This window comes from Pseudomonas sp. SCA2728.1_7, from assembly GCF_018138145.1.
Taxonomy (GTDB): Bacteria; Pseudomonadota; Gammaproteobacteria; order Pseudomonadales; family Pseudomonadaceae; genus Aquipseudomonas; species Aquipseudomonas koreensis_A.
On the sequence record NZ_CP073104.1, the window covers coordinates 2071712 to 2095628 of the forward strand.

Annotated in this window: 18 protein-coding genes and 3 pseudogenes; 4 read left to right on the forward strand and 17 right to left on the reverse strand. The window is 54.8% G+C overall.

Going from position 1 to position 23917, the window contains the following annotated elements:
- Positions 1 to 69: 69 nt before the first annotated feature.
- Positions 70 to 1860, forward strand: coding sequence for a bifunctional diguanylate cyclase/phosphodiesterase (locus KBP52_RS09070; protein WP_212622639.1), 1791 nt, complete (start codon positions 70 to 72; stop codon positions 1858 to 1860).
- 88 nt (positions 1861 to 1948) lie between these two features.
- Here KBP52_RS09070 and KBP52_RS09075 read toward each other — a convergent pair whose 3' ends face one another.
- The 9 genes from KBP52_RS09075 to KBP52_RS09115 form a co-directional block, all read right to left on the reverse strand.
- A complete protein-coding gene (locus tag KBP52_RS09075; protein ID WP_212622640.1) occupies positions 1949 to 2365 on the reverse strand; it encodes a hypothetical protein in 417 nt (138 codons plus the stop codon).
- Positions 2365 to 2604: a hypothetical protein gene (locus KBP52_RS09080; protein ID WP_249122266.1), complete on the reverse strand. Its 240-nt coding sequence runs from the start codon at positions 2602 to 2604 to the stop codon at positions 2365 to 2367. Before KBP52_RS09080 ends, KBP52_RS09075 begins: the two co-directional genes overlap by 1 nt.
- Positions 2605 to 2697: 93 nt before the next feature.
- Complete coding sequence (locus KBP52_RS09085) at positions 2698 to 3108, reverse strand: hypothetical protein (protein WP_212622641.1); 411 nt, start codon at positions 3106 to 3108, stop codon at positions 2698 to 2700.
- Between the two features lie 3 nt (positions 3109 to 3111).
- Positions 3112 to 7869 carry an RHS repeat-associated core domain-containing protein gene (locus tag KBP52_RS09090; RefSeq protein ID WP_212622642.1) on the reverse strand — a complete coding sequence of 1586 codons (4758 nt, stop codon included), beginning with the start codon at positions 7867 to 7869 and terminating at the stop codon, positions 3112 to 3114.
- A 240-nt stretch (positions 7870 to 8109) separates the two neighbouring features.
- Positions 8110 to 8517: an SEL1-like repeat protein gene (locus tag KBP52_RS09095; protein WP_077571752.1), complete on the reverse strand. Its 408-nt coding sequence runs from the start codon at positions 8515 to 8517 to the stop codon at positions 8110 to 8112.
- Positions 8518 to 8889 carry a hypothetical protein gene (locus KBP52_RS09100; protein WP_077571751.1) on the reverse strand — a complete coding sequence of 124 codons (372 nt, stop codon included), beginning with the start codon at positions 8887 to 8889 and terminating at the stop codon, positions 8518 to 8520.
- Entirely contained in the window at positions 8886 to 9227 is a 342-nt protein-coding gene (locus tag KBP52_RS09105; protein WP_077571750.1) for a helix-turn-helix transcriptional regulator, read from the reverse strand. The genes KBP52_RS09100 and KBP52_RS09105 overlap by 4 nt, the downstream gene beginning before the upstream one ends.
- Before the next feature lie 112 nt (positions 9228 to 9339).
- Positions 9340 to 9795: a YkvA family protein gene (locus KBP52_RS09110; protein ID WP_077571749.1), complete on the reverse strand. Its 456-nt coding sequence runs from the start codon at positions 9793 to 9795 to the stop codon at positions 9340 to 9342.
- A 294-nt stretch (positions 9796 to 10089) separates the two neighbouring features.
- A complete protein-coding gene (locus tag KBP52_RS09115; protein ID WP_007919751.1) occupies positions 10090 to 10806 on the reverse strand; it encodes an FKBP-type peptidyl-prolyl cis-trans isomerase in 717 nt (238 codons plus the stop codon).
- Between the two features lie 270 nt (positions 10807 to 11076).
- On the opposite strand from KBP52_RS09115, the gene KBP52_RS09120 reads away from it, so the two are divergent.
- Both KBP52_RS09120 and KBP52_RS09125 read left to right on the forward strand, forming a co-directional pair.
- Positions 11077 to 12885, forward strand: a complete 1809-nt coding sequence (locus KBP52_RS09120) for a di-heme-cytochrome C peroxidase (protein ID WP_212622643.1) — start codon at positions 11077 to 11079, stop codon at positions 12883 to 12885.
- 26 nt (positions 12886 to 12911) lie between these two features.
- Positions 12912 to 14045, forward strand: coding sequence for a catalase family protein (locus KBP52_RS09125; RefSeq protein ID WP_193559298.1), 1134 nt, complete (start codon positions 12912 to 12914; stop codon positions 14043 to 14045).
- Here the strand turns inward: KBP52_RS09125 and KBP52_RS09130 are convergent, their stop codons facing one another.
- From KBP52_RS09130 to KBP52_RS09155, 6 genes and pseudogenes are all read right to left on the reverse strand, one after another.
- Positions 14046 to 15416, reverse strand: coding sequence for a hypothetical protein (locus tag KBP52_RS09130; RefSeq protein WP_212622644.1), 1371 nt, complete (start codon positions 15414 to 15416; stop codon positions 14046 to 14048).
- Between the two features lie 765 nt (positions 15417 to 16181).
- Positions 16182 to 16799, reverse strand: a complete 618-nt coding sequence (locus KBP52_RS09135; protein WP_012723266.1) for a LysE family translocator — start codon at positions 16797 to 16799, stop codon at positions 16182 to 16184.
- 263 nt (positions 16800 to 17062) lie between these two features.
- A pseudogene (locus KBP52_RS30480) lies at positions 17063 to 17302 on the reverse strand (hypothetical protein); the annotation flags it as partial.
- Positions 17226 to 17447 (reverse strand): annotated as a pseudogene (locus KBP52_RS09145) (aminotransferase class III-fold pyridoxal phosphate-dependent enzyme); the annotation flags it as partial. The pseudogenes KBP52_RS30480 and KBP52_RS09145, both read right to left, overlap by 77 nt.
- Positions 17448 to 17716: 269 nt before the next feature.
- The gene (locus KBP52_RS09150; RefSeq protein ID WP_224265903.1) at positions 17717 to 19333 is read right to left on the reverse strand and encodes a M81 family metallopeptidase; all 1617 of its coding nucleotides are present in this window, start codon (positions 19331 to 19333) and stop codon (positions 17717 to 17719) included.
- Between the two features lie 38 nt (positions 19334 to 19371).
- Positions 19372 to 20670: an MFS transporter gene (locus tag KBP52_RS09155; protein WP_012723264.1), complete on the reverse strand. Its 1299-nt coding sequence runs from the start codon at positions 20668 to 20670 to the stop codon at positions 19372 to 19374.
- 166 nt (positions 20671 to 20836) lie between these two features.
- Here KBP52_RS09155 and KBP52_RS09160 point away from each other — a divergent pair, with 166 nt between their 5' ends.
- Entirely contained in the window at positions 20837 to 21745 is a 909-nt protein-coding gene (locus tag KBP52_RS09160; protein ID WP_043205098.1) for a LysR family transcriptional regulator, read from the forward strand.
- A 61-nt stretch (positions 21746 to 21806) separates the two neighbouring features.
- On the opposite strand, the pseudogene KBP52_RS09165 reads toward KBP52_RS09160, so the two are convergent.
- Both KBP52_RS09165 and KBP52_RS09175 read right to left on the reverse strand, forming a co-directional pair.
- Positions 21807 to 21965: pseudogene (locus KBP52_RS09165) on the reverse strand (IS3 family transposase); the annotation flags it as partial.
- Positions 21966 to 22452: 487 nt separating this feature from the next.
- Complete coding sequence (locus KBP52_RS09175) at positions 22453 to 23862, reverse strand: amino acid permease (protein WP_012723262.1); 1410 nt, start codon at positions 23860 to 23862, stop codon at positions 22453 to 22455.
- Between the last annotated feature and the right edge of the window lie 55 nt (positions 23863 to 23917).

The window sequence follows — 23917 nt, forward strand, 5'->3', positions numbered from 1 at the left end:
ATAAAGGACTGGGAGCCACTCTCTTCATCGAGAGCGCTCCCAGTCCTTTTTTTATCGCCAGAGATTGCCATGACCACGACCGAACAGCTGAGTGCCTTGAGCTCGATCCTGACTCAAAGCGGTTTACACAGCCTGTTCCAACCGATCATCTCTCTCTCGGAACGGCGCATTCTCGGCTACGAAGCCCTCACGCGCGGCCCTTCCAACAGTCCTCTCCACTCGCCGATCGCGCTGTTCGCCGTGGCACGTCAGGCCGGACGTTTGAGCGAACTGGAGATCGCCTGCCGCCAGAGCGCTTGCCGTCGCTTCAACGAGCAGCAACTGCCGGGCAAACTGTTTCTCAACGTCTCGCCGGAATCCTTGCTGGAAGCCGCCCATCAACCGGGGCGCACGTTGCAACTGCTGCAGGATTTCGGCATTCCGCCGAGTCAGGTGGTCATCGAGCTGACCGAACAGACACCCATCGACGATTTCCAGTTGCTGCAAACGGCCCTGCATCACTATCGGGCGATGGGCTTTTCCATTGCGCTGGATGATCTCGGTGCCGGCTACTCAAGCCTGCGCCTGTGGTCAGAACTGCGTCCGGACTACGTGAAGATCGATCGACACTTCATCGATGGCATTCATCAGGACGCGTTGAAGCGCGAGTTCGTCGGCTCGATCCTGCAAATCGCCAAAGCCTCACGCGCGCAAGTCATCGCCGAAGGCATCGAGTTGCCGGAAGAACTCGCAGTGCTGACTGAAATGGGCGTCGATCTGGTTCAGGGTTACTTGCTCGGCCGCCCTCAGGAACACCCTCCGCGCGATGCCCGCGCCTTGATGCCCAAACACGACAGCAGCAGCGTTGCGCTGAACGACGAAGGCAGCGACCTCAGCGCCCTGCTCAACGACCAACCGGCCGTGCATCGCGACACACCAACCGCCACCGTACTGGAAGCCTTCCGCCGCCAGGCCAACCTCAATTCACTGGCGGTACTCGACGAACAAGGCCAACCCTGCGGCATCGTCCATCGTCATTCCCTGTCGGATGCACTACTCAAACCGTTCGCCACCGACCTGTTCGCGCGCAAACCGATCAGCCGCCTGATGAACGACGACTTCCTCGCCGTGGAAATGAGCCAGTCCCTGCAACAAGTCAGCCGCCTCATCACCAGCCGCGCCCGCCAGCGCATCGAAGAGGACTTCATCATCACCCTTAACGGCGGCTACCTCGGCCTTGGCAGGGTGATTGATGTGCTCAAACTGATTACCGAACTGAAGATTCAACAGGCTCGTTATGCCAACCCGCTGACCTTGCTGCCGGGTAATGTGCCGATTCAGCAATGTCTGACTCGCCTGCTGCAACAAGGCCGCGAGTCGGTCATCTGCTACGTCGACATCGACAGTTTCAAACCCTTTAATGACATCTATGGCTACGGGCGCGGCGATGAAGTTCTGCTGTGTTTGGCGCAATGCCTCAACGAGCGAGTAGACCCGTCCCGCGACTTCGTTGGCCATATTGGCGGCGACGACTTCCTCCTTGTCCTTGGCCCCGAAGATTGGCGCAAACGTCTTAATCAATTGCTTGATGATTTCCAGAGCCAATGCCGGCGGTTCTACCGTCCTGAACACCTTGTGGTTGGATGCTTTATTGCGCCGAATCGCCAAGGGGTGCGACAGGAGTTTCCGTTGTTGTCGCTTTCCATTGGCGTGGTGCATTTGCATCCCGAGGCTTGCGCACACCTGGATGCCAGTCAACTTGCGGAAATGGCTTCGCAGGCGAAGCATCATGCTAAGAATGTTCCGGGGTATAGCGTGCATGTGATTGATAGTCTGGCCGCTGCCGACGTCCATCCACCGCAGCTAATCGGACAACGTTGATTCCCCCCAAACACACAGATCCCTGTGCGAACAGGCTTGCTCGCGAAGGGGTCAGTAAAGTCACTCTAGGTTCTGCTTCTAATGCTGGCTACCACGTTGAGTAGTCTTCCTGACTGGCTAGATATAAATCATCAACCCAGACTTCGGACAGGATAGAGTATATATGTTCAAAAAAACTCTTCGGATCTTTCATTTCGTTCCAACCAAATGGAAGCAACGAATGAGAAGAAGGATCATGTTTAAAAACTTCAGCAAGATCACTTATTTTGCCATTCAGAGCCTCACCCAACACGAAAAACAAGACAAACTTGTGCCGATAAGTCAAACCAGAAAATCTTTTCACAATAAACTTATATATCAAACTCACTCGATCCGCAGTACACTCAGGATCGTACTCCGCCAACTCCGAGCCCAGCGTCTCCTCGCGATCGTATATATCGAACCCACCAAGAAAGTGTTTCAGCTGGGGATTATATGGGACATCAAGATAGGGATGCATCAACATCAAACATTCTCCACCGGATACAGGGCGATAGGGTTCAACGTTTCAAAGTCAAACTTCATTTCAAACCCATTCATTTTTTCAATGAAGCGAGGCTCTAAGGGGTCTAATGGATTAGGTTCATATCCTCGCCCGACATTTTCGGCAGCCATTCTCACAACCAAATTACCCATTCTGTCCTCACCCGTAAATCGCGACATCTTGCTTGCCTCTCTTGTCATCGCTTTGTTATAAGCATTCAACTGTGCTCGATGACTTGCAAACTGCGAACTGTATACGCCTCTAAACATTTTCCGTCACTACTCCACCACAACAGCATAATTTACTAAACTCATTTACCACGTCGCTTGATCTTCCAAACTTGCCTTACTCAAATCCGCGGCCCATTCAACCATGGCTAGCCGATATATATCTTCAAAAAAAACCCTTGAATTATCCATCTCATCCCAACCATCCGGAAATGATGAATAGGCTTCAGGGTCGTATTGGAAAAGTGATTGAAAGTCGTAGTCTTCTTCTAGCAACGCAAGCTTCAAACATTCTACAAGTAAGAATTTTTGCCGATACGAGCGCTTCATAGGCATGCAGTACTTTAAAATAAGCCTTTCCCTATCTACTGCAGCATTCGGATTATATTTTTCAAGCTCCTCACCCAAGGTTTCCTCCCGATCATAAACATCAAAACAGCACAAAAAATATGCGGGACTAGGTAGATATGGCTTCGACGTTTCAGGATCAATTAACATAAATCACTCAGTCGGATAAAGAGTAAATGGCACTTCTGTAATTGGGTCGAATTTCATTTCGAACCCACCCATATTGGTAACTAATCTAGGATTTTCTTTATCCCTTCTATTTGGCTTGTAACCTTCCCCAGCGTCAGGAAGCCTCATCTTTACAACGTTGGCGCCCTGATTATCCTGGCCGGTGTAACGAGGAAGCCCGTGTTCAACCCTGGTTGTTGCGAGGACATAGGCTTCAAGCATTATTTCCCAACTGTAAAATCTTGAGCTCGGATTGCCTATACCAGCATTTCGACCTCTTCTTTGTTGACCCGTGATAGGGTCCGTTCCATCAATAGCTCTTTGTTTAAATTTTTCATCTGTTAACTCGGGGTCATGCTTGCCAACCATATGCATCCCCTGACTGTTGTTTAGCCTCACAATCTCTCTCTTCGCAGCTTCACTCGCGCTTAATTTTGGCGTCGGCAGCGCTGGCTCACCTTCATCTACCTTAGCCCCACCACCCCCACCCGGCACCTCACACCCAGGCTTATTCGGCGGCGGGCAGTTGGAACTCAACCCCAACGGATCCACCCACCCCGTCGGATTCGGCACGTACTGGTACTGATTCAGCCCACCGGCCAATTTGATCGGATCCGGCGTCAGATACCGCCCCAGCCTCGGGTCGTAGTACCGATGCCGGTTGTAATGCAGTCCACTTTCCCCGTCGAAGTATTGCCCCTGAAAGCGCAGCGGCTGGTTCAGGTAGTCGTCGCCGGCGAGGGTCAGCGCGGCGACTTTGCCGTAGGCGTCGTATTGCGCGGACCAGACGATGTCGCCGCTGTAGTCGGTGAGTTCCTGCGGGGTGCCGAGGTGGTCGAGTTGGTAGTAGAACGGGCAGGCTTTTTTCGGGCCTTTGCCGTCGAGCAGCGCGAGCGGGCGGAAGGTGCCGGGTTCGTAGACGTAGCTGCGGTATTCGCTTTCGCTGCTTTCGGCGACGAGGTGGTCGCCCTGCCAGAAGAATTCGGTGGTCTCGTCGCCGACGGTTTTGCTGATGCGTCGGCCGAAGGCGTCGTACTTGTAAGACGCGGTCTGACCATCGGGGCGGGTCAGGCCGATCAGGCGGTGTTGGCTGTCGTAGCGGTATTCGGTGACGAGAGTCTGCGCGCGGCCGCGGCGTTCGCGGATCAGGTTGCCGAAGGCGTCGTAGTCGTAGTGGCGGTCGCCCTGCATCAGCAGGCGGTTGCCCTTGATCTGGCTCGGGCCGGGACGGTCCTGCATCAGCAGGTTGCCGGCCGGGTCGTGGGCGAAGGATTCCGGCAGTTCGTCGCGTGAGTGACGTACGCGAATGAGGCGGTCGAGGGCGTCGTAGCCGTAGGTGCGTTGGCCGTGGCGGCTGTCGGCGATGTGCGCGAGATTGCCGTTGGCGCTGTAGGCATAATCGCGGCGGTACAGCGAATCGCGCTGATGGCCTACGGCGTGGGCGAGTAATCGTCCCTGATCGTCGTAGGAGTATTCGCTGAGCAGCAGGCCCTGCTGACGTTGTTGTTCGCGACCGGACTTATAGATGTGACGGGTCAGCGGCGTGCCGTTGAGGTCGATGTCGGTCAGCGCGCCGCCCTTGGCGTGGCGGTAGTCGAGCACGCTGTTGTCCGGCAGACGCATGCGTTTGAGCTGGCCGCAGGCGTCGTAACGGTAACGCAGGGTGCCCCAGCCCTGATGTTCGGTGATCAGCCGGTCCTGACGGTCGTACTCGAAGGCCAGGGGATGTTGCTGGCCGTCATCAACACCGATCAGTCGGCCGAAACGGTCGTATTGATAAACAACCTTGAGGCCGTCGGGCAGGGTTTTGACCAGAAGACGTCCGGCCGCATCGCGCTCATACGCAGTGAGCAAACAAGAGCCGTCATCACCGAACTCGGCCTTCTCCAGCAGATGCCCGTTCAGGTCATAGGTGTACGCCGTGCGGCGGCCGTCAAAACCGCTTTCCTGACGAATCAGCCCGGTCGGCGTGTAGTCCAGCCGGTACTTTTCCCCGGATTCGTTTTCGATCTCGGTGAGCAATAACTGCGCATGGTCGTAGCGGTACTGCACCCGCGTGCCGTCGGGGTTGATCCGCCGCGAGACCAAGTGCAGGTCATCGTCGTATTCGTAGCGGGTGATGCGCCCGAGTTCATCGCGCTCGGCAGTGACCTGACCGTAGGCGCCATAGCTGTAGGCGCGAGTGCTACCGGTAGGAAATGTCGTCTGAATCAGTCGGCCAACGGCGTCCCAATGCTGACGAGTGACTGCACCGTGTTCGTCGGCGGTTGTGGTCCGCCGACCCAGTGCGTCGTAGGAAAAGCGCCGCACGCCGCCGTCGGGCAGGGTTTCCTCGGTCAACTGGCCGAGGCTGTTCCAGACCAAGCGATGCCGACTGCTGTCCGGGTAGCGGATCGACAGCAACTGCCCCCGGGTGTCGTAGTAGTAATGGGTGACCTGGCCATCGGGGTCGACCGCTTCGGTGACATCGCCCTCGGCATTGCGCCGGTAGATCCACACCGCCTCGCCGCGCGAACGCCGAAACAGGAAACCGTTGCGATACTCGTAGGACGTGGGCGCCTCATCCGGCGGAATCAGCGCGATCAGCCGTCCGACCTCGTCGTAGCGGTATTCGGTGACGGCACCTAAAGCATCCTGCTCGGCGATCAAGCGTCCCGAGGAGTCATAAGCCTTGAGCTGTTCGCCACCGTCCGCCGAGACTTTACGCACCAGCCGCGCACGATCATCGTGGACGTAGGTCTCTTCGGTGCCATCGACGTAATGCACCGCGACACTGCCGTCGTCATTCCAGACGTAGCGCGTGTCCATCTGCGAAAACGAGGCCCAATGCCTGACACAGCGAGAAGCCTTGCCCGAGCGCTCCCACTCCCAGAAGAAACTCGCGCCACCGGCCAGTTGCCGCTGCAGAATCACGTGCGCGTCGTCGTAGTCGTAACGCTCGCTGTCACCGACGGCGTTGGTCGCTTCGATCAGGTGCTGATAGGCGTCGTAGCGATAACTGACCAGCGCTTGCTCGGTACTCCAAGCGCCGTCGCGAAACACCTGGTAATCCACACCCAGCAACTGCGCCCGGTCATAGCGCAACAACAGCGAGCGCCCGGCGCCGTTATCCAGGCGCTGCACCCGGTCAGACCGATCGCGCTGCACCGTCAGACGATTGCCATAGGCATCGCTGATCGCCGTCAGCCGTCCTGCGCGAAAGTGATAGAACCGCGCCGTTGCCCCGGCCAGCGCGAGGATCAGCTCTTCCGGCTCATCACCCAGAAAAATCGCCGCCCGCGACAGGCTGTTGTGAATCGCCGGCCGTTCAATGCTCGGCAACGGAAAGCGGGTACGCCGGTTTTCGTGATCGACCCAAACAACCTCATCGGCGAAAAACTCCAGCCGATGCGCCAGCGAATGACTCCAGCCAAACCCCAGCCCGACATCGATCTCGGCGGCACTAGAGCGATACAACCGCGTGAACTCAAACGGCAACACGCCATCGAGCACCGCATCGGTGAGGGTCAGCAGTTCTTCGCCAGTGACCATCGACACCGGACAACCGTTGGTGCAGGTGCGCGGCACGCAATCGGCGCTGTCGCCGTTGGGGTTTTTCGCCGGATCCGGCGAGTCGTCGTGATGCTCGTCTTTCTTCAACAAGGTGTTGCGCTGCGCATTCCAGCGCAATTGCATCCGGCCCTTTTTCACCCCGGCGGCGATGCCGCGGGCGGCAACGGCTTTGTATTGATCGACGTATTTGATGAACCCTTCAACGATGCCGAACATCGCCTTCACCAAACGCTTCACCGCCGACAGCAACTGCACGGCGCGATCCGCCAGACGCAGCGTCAGATAAGCGATGCCTGCGCCACCACTGACGAACGTCAAGACGACGCTGATCAGCACATCGATGAGCAACTGCACCATCATCATCGATGCCGCTTCAGCGGTTTTGCCGGCGATTTCACTGGGCGGCAGCATCTCCAGCCAAAGGCTGGCCGTGCGCAGCAATAAACACAGTGCAGCTTCGTCACTGACCAGCAATTGAAGCTTTTCCATGACGTCGGGGGCGGTCGCCGCCAGCGCCATCAACTGCGTGGCGCCCTCACCCAGCCGCTCGGCGAACGCTCCAGGATCCTTGAGAATGTCCGACAGCAGGCCAATGCTGTCCCACACCCCCTCGATCGCCGCCCAGCTCCCGGCGAGCATGCCGTTGCCCGCCGCCGTCGCCACCGACTGCGACCACTGCGGTTTGAAACCCTGCCACTCACTGCGCAGCCAGCCATCCAGCTCAGCGGTCAGGCCGTCATAGGCTTTGAAAAGATCCTCGACCTGACTCTCAGTGACCTCGCTGTGCACCTGCACCCGGTAGAACTTGCCAGGTATTCCTTTGAACGAGCCCTTGCCTTGCGCATCAAGGGTGATGGGGGTGGTTTCACCACCATCCATGGCGATCACATCGACCACGATGTTGCCCAGCGCAATGTCGTATACCGATTCAAACTTGCTCTCGATCTCCATCACCCCGCCCTTCGGGCACTGGACGACGCCGGAGAAAAACTCGTTGTCGGTGCTGCTGACGACAGTGCTATCGGAGCCGAAGCGAATGATCCGCTCCATACCCATCAGTGACGGCAGATCTGCGGCGTGGCTGACCTTGTCCGCCGCTCGACTGGCCCAATGCCTGAGCTGTTCGCGGTAAATACTGAGGGTGGCGGGAAAGCTGTCGAGTGCTTGCTCGATGCGGGTGACGGCTTCCATCAGCGCACGCGGGTGTGCGAAGTGGACTGAATAAGCGGATCAAACATGAGCGTTCCCTCGCGCAAAAAATTAGGCGCGGGAACTGTGCGGGGGATCAATCAGGAAAGAAGTCAGGCAAGTAGGCGATGACTGTAGGACTTGTCTGTAAAAAATAACTCATAGATAAACAGGTGCACACAAACGCAAACGCGGCGTGAGGAAAACCTCACGCCGCGTTTATTTGAGCAGACATAACAGGATTTACAGTGTTGAGTCGCGAGTACTCAGCTCTTTCAACTTGAGCTCAGCCAACGGGTGCCCCGCCTTGGCAGCGATGCTCCACCAGCGTGCGGCTTCAACAGGATCCGGCGGTTTGCTCGGTGTCCCGGTCAGGCTGATCACTCCGACCTGGTAAGCCGCTTTGCCATCACCCGCGAGGGCCGCCAGCCGCAACAGGCGCACACCTTCTTCACGTGCGCCCAGGCCGACGCCACGAAAGGTCAGGATATGCCCATAGAAGCTTTGCGCATCGACATCGCCGAGGTTGGCCATACGCGCAAACTGCCCTTCGAGCCAGCGCCAGCCGCGCGGTTGGCGAACAAACCATGACCAGTGAAACAGCCTGCGGGCCAGCCAGTAACTGGCCCGCGCCTTGAGTCGTAAAAACACTCAGGCCTCCGCCGATTCCGGGTACTCGTATTCAAAAACCCGGACGACTTCCGAAGCGTGCCAAGAGGCGGCGGCAACGCCATCAGACGGCCCGTGAAAGCGCCCCAGACGTTCAACACATTCAAAGAAACCGGTGCGTGGCAGGCGACTCGCGCCTTGGCTGATCACCAGTGAACTGCGCAACGGTTGTTCGGCCTTGGCATCCAGCGCGGCCAGATGCTCGAGGGCGGCGGTCAAGGTTTGCATGGCCGGTGTCGGCAATTGCAACCGCTCGAGCAAGGCCCGATAAGTCAGCAGATGGCGCTGGCGGCGCGCCTGATCCAGTTCTCCGAGCAATCCGTCCCAATGTTGACGACTGATGCGTACGCTCACGATTCATCCCTCCACCCTGGCACCGTCAATTCCCAGGCCAGGCTGCGGCGAATCGCGGCGTCAGGCTGACGCTCGCCACTTTCGATCATGGCCAGATATGACGGGCTGATGCCTACCGTGCGGGCCAGCGCCTCAATGGCGATGCCCTTCCCTTCGCGCAAACTGCGTAGTTGATCCAGACCCGGAAGAATCGTGTCTGGTGAGGCCGCGATCGGCGTGGCTGCCGGACGCGACGGTGCTTCGTTGATGCCTGCTGCTTTTAGTAGAGCCTGATACTGAGCCCACGGCAGAACCGCGTATTCGGGTTCGCCATCGCGTGCAATTATCTGAATATCCATGACTACCCCGTAGGACAACAACACTTAGCGAGTCGGCACTTTTCCCTAGAAGTGTAATCCTAACAGCGGCCAAGGTCGCGGGGGGTATCTATCTACAGGAAGACTTAATGAATCAGGGCTTTTTCGGCCCCTGAAGTTGCAGTTGTTCAGGGGTATCGGGCAGCCGTTCGACCACCGCGAGTTTTTCCGGTTGCTGGCGGTTGCGCCACAGGCGAAACGCATTGAGCTCATCGTCGAGGGTTTTCATCAGCCAGGCGAGGACGGCGATGTCGTCGAGCATGCCGAATACAGGGATGAAATCCGGAATCGCATCCACCGGGCTGAGGAAGTACATCAAACCCGCCACCACCGAAACCAGTGCCTTGCCACTGATGGCCCGATACTCGCCGCGCCAATAAGCCAGGCACAGCGCCTGGAGCAAACGTAAATCATCCTTGAGTTTACCGAGACGATTGCCTTGCGCGGCGCCTTTGCTGGCAACTGCAAACAGCAAGGTCGGCAAACGCCCACGCGCCAGCAGGCGGCCGGCCAAGGGCAGGAATCGAGCAAAATTCCACGGAGCTTTCATCTATTCCTCCCGTTGAAATGTTATCCACACAAATTGTGGATAACCTTGTGAACAGAGCTGCATTTCAGCGCTGAAAGCCCCGTTTCATAAGGGCTGCGCTCAGATCGGGCGTTTTTTACTCACATAAAAAACCCAAATATTTCATTGACTTGGCTGCTCAGGGCGGCTAGCGATGGCAGTCTCATTGGCTATGACTCTCCCGGCTGCCATCGGTTCGCTCTGTTTACCCTTGCCAGACTCCAGATGCAACAACGCCCCGCATAAGCGAGGCGTTGTTGTTGAAGCCTTTGCCAATTACTTGGCAGCAGCAGCTTCTTTGGCTGGATCCTTGATGGCCAGCAGTTCCAGGTCGAAGACCAGAACCGAGTTGGCCGGGATTGCCGGGCTTGGCGACTGAGCGCCGTAAGCCAGATCGCTAGGGATGTACAGTTTGTACTTCTCGCCAACGTGCATCAGTTGCAGACCTTCAACCCAACCCGGGATCACGCCGCTTACCGGCAGATCGATCGGGCTGCCGCGCTCGACGGAGCTGTCGAATACGGTGCCGTTGGTCAGCTTGCCGGTGTAGTGAACAGTCACTACGTCAGTCGGCTTAGGCTGTGGGCCGTCGGCTTTCTTGACCACTTCGTATTGCAGGCCGGAAGCGGTGGTGGTTACACCCGCCTTCTTGCCGTTTTCTTCGAGGAACTTCTTGCCAGCCGCAGCCGACTCTTCGCTCATCTTGGCCATACGCTCTTCAGCACGCTTTTGCAGCGCGGCGAAGGCTTCGACCAGTTCTTCGTCTTTCAGCTTCTGTTCTTTCTTGCCGACGGCATCTTCGATGCCCTGGGCTACCGCTTTGGAGTCCAGATCATCCATGCCTTCCTGAGCCAGGCTCTTGCCCATGTTCAGGCCGATACCGTAGGAAGCTTTTTGCGCCGGGGTTTTCAGCTCTACGCTGGTCTGCGAATCACAACCCGCGAGGACCAGGCTAACCAGGGCAACCGCCGCCGCCAACCGATGCTGTTTCATGCTATTTCCTTGTTCATGCGCCGAAAGGGCAATCGAGTAAAGCCGCGAGCTTATCAGGCCGCCACGACCAATGGCTACCGGCATGAGAGCAGGAATCTTCCGATAAGTTCAGGGATTAAAACGCATTGGCGCGAAGCGACGATGAAGCTTCTGTCATCTTGTCCCGACAATCAGCGTCGTTTGTTCTTGCATCATCTGGCGTAATGGCCACTTGCCGCATAGGGGCAAGCTCAGGCATAACAGCGGAACAATTTGACAAGGATGTTTATCTTGCGCCTTCTATTCCGTGTGCTGATTCTGATCATCGTGCTGCTGGGACTCGCCCTCGCCGTGGTGCTGTACTACGTCGCCACCCCGAAATTGCCCTTCTACTCCCCCGCCGAGCAGGTGCATTACCTCGATCAGTGGAGTGACGAAGACCGGCAAACCTACTATTTCACGCCTCAGGGCACGCAGGTCAAAGGCCTGCGCTATGAGTGGTTCCAAGCGTTGGAACTGCCCTTCTCGGAGCGACGTTTCGCCTCACCCGATTACCTCGCGCGTTTCGGTTTTCTGATTGATCCGCAGCAGAAAGCCTCAGCGAAAAATCCGGGTAACCTCCCCGTCGGTTTTGCCCGGCACCAGAATCCCGGCAGCTCCGAGCAATATCTGGACATCACTTGCGCCGCTTGCCACACCGGCGAATTGCGCTTCAAAGGCCAGGCCGTGCGGATTGACGGCGGTACCGCACAACATGTGCTGCCTTCCAGTGTTCCTACTTTACGCGGCGGCAGTTTCGGACAGGCTTTGGTGGCAAGTCTGACCTCGACCTACTACAACCCATGGAAATTCGAACGCTTTGCCAGATCCGTGTTGGGCGACGAATACGATGCGCGCCACGAGCAATTGCGCAAAGACTTCAAAACCTCGCTGAACACCTTCCTCAAGGTCGCCTGGAACGATACCCATCGCGGCCTCTATCCGACCGAAGAAGGGCCCGGCCGCGCCGATGCCTTCGGACGCATTGCCAATGCGACGTTTGGCGATGCGATTTCCCCCGCCAACTACCGCGTGGCCAATGCCCCTGTGGATTATCCGCAGCTCTGGGACATGTGGACGTTCGATTGGGTGCAGTGGAACGGCTCCGCACAGCAGCCGATGGCACGCAACATCGGCGAGGCGTTAGGCGTCGGCGCCACCCTGAATTTTTTTGATACCAACGGTCAGCCGTTACAAGGCACTGCACGCTATGCCTCCAGCGTGCGCGTGCGTGATTTGCACAAGATCGAGGAAACCCTGCAAAAGCTCAAGGCGCCCGCCTGGCCAGAGGAGCTGCTTGGCGCCATCGACAAACCACTGGCAGCCAATGGGCGCACGCTGTTTGCCGAGAATTGCGCCGGTTGTCACGTACCGCGCCAGACGCAGGAAGGTGAGCGCTGGGTGCAGCATTTGCACATGCTGCCGGTCGATGTCATCGGCACCGACCCGACCGCCGCCAACAATATCGCCAGCCACCGTTTCGATCTGAGCGCCCTGCAATGGGACCTGAAGGAACTCGAAACCATGGACGTCAAACTGCATCCGACGCCCAAGGAACCTCTGGATCTGAGCCAGTTGTCAGTGGCCAAAGGCCTGGCTTACGTCACCGCCTTCGTCGAAGATCGTGCCTACCGCGAAGCCAACGTCACGCCGCAGGAGAAACCGCAGTTGGACGGTTTCGGCCTGCCCATCGGCGTGCGCGAAAAAGTCGCTTACAAGGCGCGCCCACTGGCCGGTGTCTGGGCCACTGCGCCGTTTCTGCACAACGGTTCGGTGCCGAGCATTTATCAGTTGCTGTCGCCGCAGGATGAACGCGCCACAACCTTCTTCAAAGGCACCTTCGAGTACGATCCGCGCCATCTGGGTTATCGCACCGAAGCTTTTTCCAATGGCTTCCTGTTCGACACGCGTATCACTGGCAACCACAACAGCGGTCATGAGTTTCGTGCCGGCGAACGCGGCAATGGCGTGATTGGTCGGCTATTGCAGCCCGAAGAACGCTGGGCACTTCTTGAGTACCTGAAAGTCCTCGGCGGCCCACTGGAGGCGCAACTGCCATGATCTCGACCTTCAAGAAAGAATTGCCATTGTCGGCCAGAATCTGGTTATGGCTGGGACGTTTGCTTGGCAAAACGCTGCTGATTGTGGCCGCCATCGGCCTGCTCGGCTGGGCCATCGCCACGGCGTGGTTTGCCTGGCAACACCGTGGCCCGGTTTCAGCGCTGGAACAGATTCCACCCGGCGAAGCCGCGATGACTCAAGACGTGATTCAGACCGCCGTGCGCATCGTTGATCAGCACCGCGAAGGCACACGCTATCTGCGCGACGCACACGCCAAGGCTCATGGTTGCGTGAAGGCGCAGGTGCAGGTGTTGCCGGAACTGGCGCAGTCGCTGCGACAGGGCGTGTTCAGTGAGCCCGGCAAAACCTGGCAAGCGATGATTCGCCTGTCCAACGGCAATGCCTACCCACAGTTCGACAGCATCCGCGACGCCAGAGGCATGGCAATCAAACTGCTGGATGTTTCGGGAAAACAGCTGCTCGGCAACCGCCAGGCACAGCCTGAACAGGATTTCGTGATGTTCAGCCACCCGAACTTTTTCGTCAGCGATGTCGCCGAGTACCGCCAGAACGTGGCAGCGCAGGCTGACGGCAGAAAGGTCATGGCGTTTTTCCCCGGATGGGACCCGCGCACCTGGCAGATCCGCCATTTGTTTATCGCGCTGGCAACCTTGTCGCCGCCGCCGGATAGCCCGACGGCGACGACTTACTTTTCGGTTTCGCCCTACAAATTCGGTGAGGCGAATGCAAAATTCCGGGTCGCGCCGGATCCGGACAATTGCCCCGCGTACACATTGCCCAAACAGAATCACGACCTGCCAAACTTTCTGCGCAGCGCGTTGAATCAGCAGCTGTCGACGGATCGTGTACCCGCCTGCTTCGTGCTGCAGATTCAGCGTCAGGATGCCCATCAATACATGCCGATCGAGGACACCAGCATTGAATGGCGCGAGCAGGATTCGCCCTTCGAAACCGTGGCGCGGGTCACCCTGCCACCGCAGGATTTCGATACCCCGGCGTTGAATCTGCAATGCGATAACCTGTCTTTCAACCCTTGGTTTGGCATTGAGGCGCACCGACCGATCGGCGGGATCAACCGCTTACGTAAAGCGGTTTACGAGGCAGTCAGTGATTATCGTCACCTGCGTAATGACAAATGATCACTCTGCCCGCTCGGCAATCAGCGCTACTACCTCGCCAGACGGCCTGATCCGTCCGACATCCGGCCATGCCTTGCTCGGCAGGAGCACGCTCAGGTTTCCGGCCGCCGCTACTTTGTCGACAAATATCTGTGTGGTGATTTCACCCGAGATCACCTTTCGCTGAAAGTCCTGCGTTAACTCGACAATCAACGATCTGACCGGGATGTCGGGTTGTGAAAAGCTCAACACCGCATTATCAGGCGTGAGCATAAGCACGTGGTGCTGAGGAGCAGCGACGAGTCGGTCGAAACTGACCTTCATATCGACGGGGGAAAAAAAGTTCTCGAAACGCTCAGCGTCTGATGGGGGTAATAGGTCCGGAAGCGAAGGCTTGCTCGAGTGGTAGAAGCCATACACCCGGAAACCCTCAGGCAGCTGGACGTTGCCATGCTGATCCTTGGGAAAAACCACCGCCAAGTCAAAGTTGACGTAGTCACAGGACTCAGCGGCGGTGGCAATAAACTCATCCCGGAAATTATGCTTGAGAATAACGCCGGCAGATTGCTCGGCAAATGAATCACGCCGCCTGATACGCAAACAAGATGCGATGCCCGCAACATCACTAAAAACAGGGCTGAAGATCGGCATTAACTCTACCGACGAACTCTTCACCTGATTGGGGTCAATGTCCCATTTCCAACTGGCTTCCAGTGCGCCTCGACGCGACCACATTGCGTCTTTGACGATGCCTTTGACCACCATTTTCAGTTCGCCAGCCCCGATAGCCAGCAGCATCCAGATACTGGCTGGTATCCCTCCTCGCTCATACAAACTCTGAAATAGCCGGGAGCTTCCATCGGTTTTTTTCGCAAGGTGGCGGGACAGTTCACGCTCGAAGTCTGAAGCGTTTGAGTTGTATGAGATAAGGCCATCCTTGCCCGTGGACAGATAGCACCTTGAATAAGAACGACGTGTGTTAATGACTTTCCACAGATCGGAACACGTAAAAAAGCGATTGCGATAGGACCATTCTGCGGAGCTTTCTTGCAGGCCCTGGTCTGCGGGCGGGTGTGAATGGAAACTCGCGGCGACGGTATACCCGACAGGAACGCATAGCCGGCCTCTGCTACACATGGAAACAAAAAGTGCATCGTCTGCAGGATCGCCGTCGTTATCGACTTTCAGTGCATTGGGTTCTACGAACTCGGCACAGAAGTAGCGTCCCTGGCTATTTTTCAGGATAAACCAGAGAACCTCGGTGTTTGCCTCGAAGTTCATGCCATGGAGAAAGGCTGCAGCGTCATCACACTCAAGAAACGACGGTTTGCGGGCCAGAAACGTTAGGTCCACCGAATTTTCGGCAGGTTTTGCTGGAAGGGAATCACTCATGAACTCAGTCTCTCGGTAGGCAATTGAACGGGCTCATGACGCGAAATGAGTCATGAACAACGTTGCCCATTGTCCGAAAGCGGCTTGGCTGGCAGGCACTACATAGATATATGCAGCGAAAAAAACTCAAACGCCAGACAGCAAAAAGCCCGCACTTGGCGGGCTTTCTGTGGAATCTGGCGTTCAGTGTTCCAGATTCCGAATATGGCGCAGCGGACGGGATCATGACTCATCCTCTAACTCATTGAACGCTCTAAATTTTTAAAAATTTTCGAATCAACGATGGACTTGATTGTGTACTTATAATGAGCGTCTGGCAATCTAAGAATTCTTTTTTGGGCAGGACGACTCAAACTCTCTCCCAGGGCAGTGGTAGTAGAGGACTTGCACCTCCAAGTTTAGAAGGGATCGAGCATGACGTGCGTGTTGTCGGTCTGCACCCAGGTGCTACCAAGACCGAACGTAAAATCTCTCAACCCCAAGCACGTGTGGCGAAAGAGCTTGGGGATGCTGGTCGTTTGGGAGGAGTACGTCGCCAAGTAGTCATAAGGTCGACTGGTTGAATCACAGGAGATTGCCAATACTGCGGTGGTTCTCTGCTCCCCTACCCGACCTCTTCCCACATCAATGCTTTACCGTGGACGGGAGTTCTACTGACGGAATGGTGTAACCAGTAGATCCAACCAAGCCCCAGACTCGGGTTGAATCGGCGCCAAGGGAACAGCACTCACCGATGCGCTGAACCACAGCGCTCGAGCCCTTCGCTCAACGGGTGATCTGGCGTACGCCAAGTCCGATAAGAAGCACACCACAAATGCGGTCGACAGTTCTCTTGGCGTTTTGGTAGGCCTTGGCAATGGTCGCATGCGACAGGACGAGCGCGACCAGTCCGTACCAGCACAGAGCCGTGGCGCCGACTGCCGCAAGCATCGCCAAAAAAGTAGCCGTCGATACATGCGCAGGTGCCGCTGAGGAAAATATAGCGGCGAAGAATGCTATAGATTTTGGGTTCATGGTATTCATGGCGGCACCTTGAAAAAAGGCAGCACGAAGGCCGGTTGATTTAGGCTTCATCTGTGGTTTAGCACCCGCGGTACGCGAAGCAATGATGAGCCTCAATCCAAACCATACCAGGTAGGCGCCGCCGGCGATCTTTACTGCCGCTGCGAGCCATGGGAAGAGCTTGAACACCATGCCGATGCCGAAAATCGCACAAGTGGCCCAAATCAGGTTGACCGCGACGATGCCCATTACGAATGCGATTGCATCAGTACGGCAGCCCGACACAGCCTTATGAACAACGGCAACGAAACTCGGGCCAGGAATCATCACACCTACTGCAGAAACCGTTAACACCGTTACGACAGCCGAAATATCAAACATCGCCATCTCCATCGAAGAAAGCTTCACCCAAGCCAGCTGGTATCTAAACATCCAAGTGTATCGCTGCCAATGATCGTGTCGACCTTCTGCGATTCAACCTCCCCCAGAAGCGATGCTAACACTCCCGGCTGCACGACAGCCATGCTGCCCCACGCGAGACAGCTCCTAGAAGCTGGACAGTCTGTTGATCTCATTGCAGCCCCCCCCGAGGCGGGATCGTCACTTGGCAGCTTCTCATCTGCTGGAACAAAAAAGCTCGGTTACATGGCTTTCACCTTGGCCATCTCACCGTTCCACTCACCGGCGATCACTTCCGTACTGGCTTCCTTCTCGAACGGCGTGTAGACAGCCGTGATCTGAGCATCCTTACTCGCCCCGCCGTACGAGATAACGGTGACGCTTTGTGCCATCGCATTCCCCGCGATTAGCCGCAGCACAGGACACTGGGTTGTTACCGAAGGTATTGAGGTAGCGAGCGGTACGGCCGAACTCTTCGACGACATCAGAGCGCATGACCGCGGCGGCGATCGGCTGACCATTACCCATGGTCACGATATCGGGATCGACGCCGTTGCGCTGGAAGCCCCGAAGATGGGAGCCAGTGCGCCCGAAGCCGGATTGGACTTCGTCGGCGATGTACAGCAGGCCTCCACATCGCAGTCACCGTTATTCCTAAAGGCATCGTCCGGGAAATGATTCGTCGTGCACCAGAATTTGTGCCTAACCCTGAGAGGCTCTTACCAGCTTTATGCAACCGTCGATGATGAACTTCTGGTGCTGGGGTACGGAGGCATCAACGATGCCAGATTGCCCCGACGGTTCAGCGCCTGAGCCAGCTCTACGACTCGATAACAACAGGATAACCGCGAATGCCCCCTAGCCCTTCCAACTCACGAACACGTTGTTGGCATGGGCTCTCACTCAAGCGCACAAGTGAGGCGAGTTTTTAGGATACTAGGCACAAATTCAGGGCCGCATGGCTTCAGCCTCATTCCAGGCTTGAGATTTTTCCAAGGCAAGTCAGCGGGATCCGCCAACATTGGCCCAGGGGCCTTAGCCACTAATACCGCTCGTGCGATCCCTTGGAAGTCAGCCCGGAAATGCACTGAGCTTTTGTTGACCAAAATATCCATTGATTCTGGCTGCACACCCGCAATCCTGTAGAGGTTTCGCTCCAGCATCTGAGCTTTTGTAGAGCTCACTACGACAGTGATTTCGCCAATTCGCAGCGCCGCGACAGGGCCTAATTGAGCGATCATTCCATGCTTCATCGGGCCATCGTAGCGGCATGCGCCATCTGAGAGTGATACGACCTCAAACAATCCGGTCAAGGCATCATCACCTTGCACTCCGCTTTTCCCTCCGAATGACAACTCCAGCTTGGCCCCCACCCCTGCTTGGTGGGCTTGCATCGCAATATCCGGCTCGTACATCAGACCGATGGCTGCATTTTTTGCTCCTGCGCTTATCAGCGCACGCAACATCCCCGCTGTATTTGAATCAGCACCAGCCCCGGGATTGTCCTGAGTGTCAGCAATGACCACAGGCCCGTCCCCACCTCCAACGTCAAGAATACGCATAGCCTCCAGGACTGCTTCCTCGGGCTCCATAAACGGAACCTGCCAGTGAGCTTCATTCATGAGCATCTCGGCATACAATGCCTCCACAGCGCTCGATGCTTGCCTACCATACCCCCAGATAACGGGCCCACATTCACAGAAGTCCGCTGCAGGAAAACCTGCCGCGAAGGAGACTGAATGCACCTGTCCTGACTCATAGTGTGCCACCCGCTCGTACATAGATTTCGCCGGATCAAGCAGCGTGCACATACTATTGATCGGAATCAGGAAAGGAAGGCGGCACACGGTCAAATCGCACTCAGCCTTGGAAAAAAGCTTTTCCAAAAGGTCAGCGCATCGCTCACCAGTTTCGGCCATATCAACGTGTGGATAGGTTCTGAATGCAACAAGCGCATTTGCGGACTCAAGCATCTGTTCGGTGACGTTGGCATGGAGGTCTAGAGATGCAACGACCGGAATACAAGCGCCCACTACCTTGCGGATTCTGGCGAGAAGCTCCCCTTCCCCATCGTCGAAATGCTCAGTGACCATTGCGCCATGCAAATCTAGGTACACAGCATCAAATCCGCCGAGCGATACAGCCTCTAAGATTTCGTTTGCAATGCGCTCGAATGCATCCTCAGTGACATGAGCCGATGGGCTTGCTCCAGCCCACACTACGGGTATTACCGTCCAGCCTCGCTCCTCGGCGGACTTGATGAAACCTCCTGCAGGAATATTTACATCACGAAGCGCAAGAAACTCTTCACCGCGCGGTAACGCAGGGTGACCCTCTCCCCGCTCAAAATTCAGAAATGCAGCTTTAGAAGGCGCGAAGGTATTCGTCTCGTGTTGAAACCCGGCCACTAAAACTTTCTTAGGCTCAGCTGCACTAGTAGTCATGTGACCTCCACAGATAAAATCTTTGAGCGGTATATACAATAAGGTGAAAGTAGCGATCGCATTGAGCGCCACCTTACTTACACCAAGAGTGGTGCGCTGCCACTAAGCAATCACTTGCTTAGGGATGGGAGCTTAATCAGAGAGAGCAAAAGTGCTCCAACAGCTAACAGTCCGACCATCACGTAAAGCCCAGCATGAAGGCTTCCAGTCACTGAAGTTGCCCACCCTATAATCGTCGGGCTGAAAAAGCCGCCCAACAAACCGATGGTATTAACCAGTGCGATTCCACCAGCCGCCACATCCCCTTTTAGGTATTTGGACGGGATAGACCAGAATACTGTGTATGCTGCGTACATCATCATCGTCGCAACAATCATGAAGAGTACTGACGCGACGATGCTGCTAGATAAATAGGTCGCCACACCCAAGCAAATTGCCGCTACTACGGCAGGCACTGCGCTATGCCATCGCCGCTCTTGATGCTTATCGGAGCTTTTACCGACCAAGAACATGCTCGCGATCGCGCCCAAGTAAGGAATGCTGGTCAGCAGACCGATGTGCATGGTATTAGAGACACCATTTTCTTTCAAAATACTTGGCAGCCAGAAGTTGACAGTGTAGATACCACAGATAAGACAGAAGTAGGCGCCTGCCATTACATAGATTCGTGGATCACCAAGTACGTGTTTAAATGAGTGATGCTTCGCCCCTGGCTGGCGAGTATGAGTTTCAAGCAAATCTTTCTCGCTTGGGGAAAGCCATTTGGCAGTATCGGGGCGATCAGCAAGTACATTCCAAACTACGAAGCCCAAGAATACGCAAGGAATACCTTCATAGAAGAACATCCACTGCCACCCGCTGAGGCCCATCATTCCATCGCAAGCAGTCATCAGCAAAGCAGACAAAGGCCCTCCGAGTACGCCTGAAATCGGGCCGGCCATGAGAACAAGTGCCAAGGCTCGTGCCATACGAGCCTCACCATACCAGTAGGTGAGATAGAAAATCATGCCAGGAGCAAAGCCTGCTTCGAAGACGCCAAGCAAAAAACGCAAGCAGTAGAACATTCCAATGCTGTTTACAAACATCATTGCCGCAGAGGTCAACCCCCACAGTATGAGTATTCGAGCAATTGTTTTTCTTGCGCCAACTCTGGGTAACAGTAAATTGCTAGGAATCTCAAACAGTACGTAACCGATAAAAAATATTCCCGCCCCCAGACCGTAAACAGCATCCGAGATGGATAGATCAACTTGCATTTGAAGCTTAGCAAAACTAATATTTTGTCTGTCTAGGCATGCAAAGAAGTAGCAAGCCATCAAAAGAGGGATGATTCGCCAGCTAACCTTACGGTAAAGCTGTTCAGAGGGTATATTGCCTACCGCTATTTTGGCATCGGAGAGAATTGTCATGAAGCTATTCCCGTATGTTCTCCAGCAATGATCGACTGCCGGAAAATACTAATTGTTGTTGTGCCCGATCGTGCTCGGGATGCTTCCATCATGTTTCCCAATGCCCTTACCAGCAAGAGCAACTGCGAGCCGAGACCGTTGCCCAGAAGGCAACACGAGGTTGAAAATGCGTGAGATCAATCAGCGACGTTTGCGTTATTTCTATGAAGTCCTGACACAGGGATCGATTCGTGGCGCAGCGGACAGCTTGAACACCGCAGCGTCCGTCATCACGCGGCAGATCAAGCTCCTGGAGAGTGAGGTCGGAGCAGCATTGTTCGAACGCGTGGCACGAGGTGTCGTTCCGACTGACGCGGCGCAGCACTTGCTGGAGTACTGGCAGGCCTGCCAAGGCGAGCAAGAGCAATTCGAGATGAAGATCCAAGCATTGCAGGGTCTCGAGCACGGCGGTGTGAGAATCGCTGCGAGTGAGGGTTACATCGAGAGCCTTATAGGCGATGTGGTGAGTGATTTTTCTACCGATTACCCACGCTTGGACGTGTGGGTCGATATTCTTCCCGTTAACAGCGTTGTGAGTGATGTAATCGATGGACGCGCTCATATCGGGCTTGCTTACAATCCTCCGGCTCATCCCGACATCGAATATTGTGCAACCGCGCCGCGACCGTTATCAGTCGTTGTACATCCTACACATGAATTGGCCAGCCTCAACCGCCCACTAAAGGCGAAAGACCTTGTCAATCACAGACTGGCTACAATGCCGTCTTCGTACGGCCTTCGGCAACTGGTTCAAATGTTGGAATATTCGGAAAATATAAAATTGAAAACAGGACTCACCACAAACTCTTTGGCGGTACTTAAACAGTTCGTGAAGAAAAGTAATGAGTTCACGTTATTAGGTAAGTTTTCCGTTCAAACAGAGATATCTAATGGCGAACTCATCGCAATACCTATCGAAAATCACCTACTACAGTCTACAAAGGCGCGCATGATGGTGCGTCATGGCCGTCCTCTTACCGCTGCAGCTAACGAATTGAAGAAACGCATGATCGAACGCATGCGGATCTTCGCCTAGTAATGCAGAATGAATCGCCCCGGACTCTCTAAACACCTTGCAAGCTCATTGTGTAAAGCTTTTAAAACTCTATCGGTGAAAGCTGATTGTTAAAATCATGGCGGCGTTTTACGTTGTAGAACATCTCAATGTAAACGAACATATCGCTACGAGCATCTTTTCGCGTGCTATAGATTTTTCGCTTGATCCGTTCCCGCTTAAGAAGCTGAAAAAAAAATGTTGGGTTCATGGAGCGCTTATGAAGAAAGGTCGCGCAGGCAACAGCACTTTCGGTTGGCCAGTTCACTTTGCCGGCGCCGCGCGGGTACTGGATTTCAACGCAGATATTTGATGATGCTGCGTGCGAATTTGCTACGGCCAGCTGCATGGGTAACTGAATGAATGCAGGTAGCAGCCCCGTGCTTTTCTGCACTTTCCTACGAATCCATTTGTGTACGAAGTTTGCGTTGAGGCTATGGCTGAGCGCGATGCTGGCAATTGAAGCTCCGGGCTCAACACACTCTTGAATGACCTGGGCTTTTAAGAACTTGGAGTAGAAACGGCGTTGTGGAATGCATGAAATACCCGCTTAAAAGGCTAGAACTGGTGTCCACTTAATTTTAAGTGCACACCATGTCCTGGCCTTGCGGGGCTGGGTAGATGACTTGGCCGGACGCATACATCAAAACGACAAACCAAGCTATTCAAAACAAGCAAACCTTAGGAACTTACCCATTAATCGCTTCAGAGCCGACACTTAAGCTAGCGGACTTGCGCCGATTTCGAGAGTAAAGACCCGCTAAAAGCAAGAACCAAATTGGCATTATAGATAGAGCCTGAGCCGTATCTGGTTCAAGCGCTAATAAGATTAGGATGAAGACGAAGAACAACAGGCACAACCAACTCATGACAATTCCGCAGGGCATCTTAAAATCAGAGCTTTTGTGCAACTCAGGATTACGCTTACGGTAGATGAGGTACGCAACTACGATCATAGACCATACAAAAATAAACAAGATCGCGGAAATTGTAGTAAGGATAGTGAATGCGGTCATCACTTCAGGGATGATGAACAATAAGCCTAAACCGATGAGCATACACAGGCAGGAAAAAATCAAACCGAAGACAGGCACTGAAGACTTGGAAAGCTTCTGGAATAACTTTGCACCTCGCCCGTTAGCTGACAGACTAAAGAGCATACGGCTTGTGGCGAAAACACCGCTATTTGCCGCTGACATAGCTGACGTGATCACAACCAGATTTATGATCCCAGCAGCTGCTGGAAGACCAGCAAGTATAAACAGCTGAACAAATGGACTTTTATCTGCGGCAATTTCCCCCCAGGACGAGACTGATATAATGCAAGTGAGAGAAAGCACATAGAAGAACAAGACTCGCGCGGGTACCGAGTTGATCGCACGAGGCAGGGTGACCTTCGGATTTTTTGTTTCTGCAGCAGTGGTTCCGATCAACTCAATACCAGCGAATGAAAATACTGCAATTTGAAAACCTGCAAAAAATCCAGTTATCCCATGAGGGAATACAGCACCTTCTTCTAACAAGTGAGAGAGCGATGCGGTAACACCGACGGGTGATACGAAAGATATACTGACCATGATAAAGCCGGTTACGATTAACGCACCGATTGCGACAACTTTAATCAGCGCAAACCAAAACTCCATTTCGCCAAAAAGTCGAACTGCAACCAAATTGATTGACAGTAGGACGGCTAATACACCGAGCGCTGGTATCCAGGTTGGGAGTTCAGGATACCAAAAGCGAAGGTAACCGCCGATAACGGTGCAGTCTGCAATAGCGACGACCACCCAGGTCAACCAATACGACCAACCAATAAAATAACCTGCCCATGGGCCAATGTAGTCGCTACAAAAATCAGTGAACGAGTTGTATTTTAGATTTGAGAGTAGCAACTCCCCCATAGCTCTCATCACAAAAAATAGAAAAAAACCGATAACCGTATACGTCAGTATGATCGAAGTCCCTGAAACACCAATAGTCTTTCCGGAACCCATAAACAGTCCTGTCCCGATAGCGCCGCCTATCGATATTAACTGTATATGACGGTTGCTCAGCCCACGTCGAAGTTCGTCGCCACCTTCAATTTCTACAGTTTTCATAGCTTCGCCTTACGATAGTTGTATTTGTTAGAATTCAGCTTGGCAGTCTTATGCT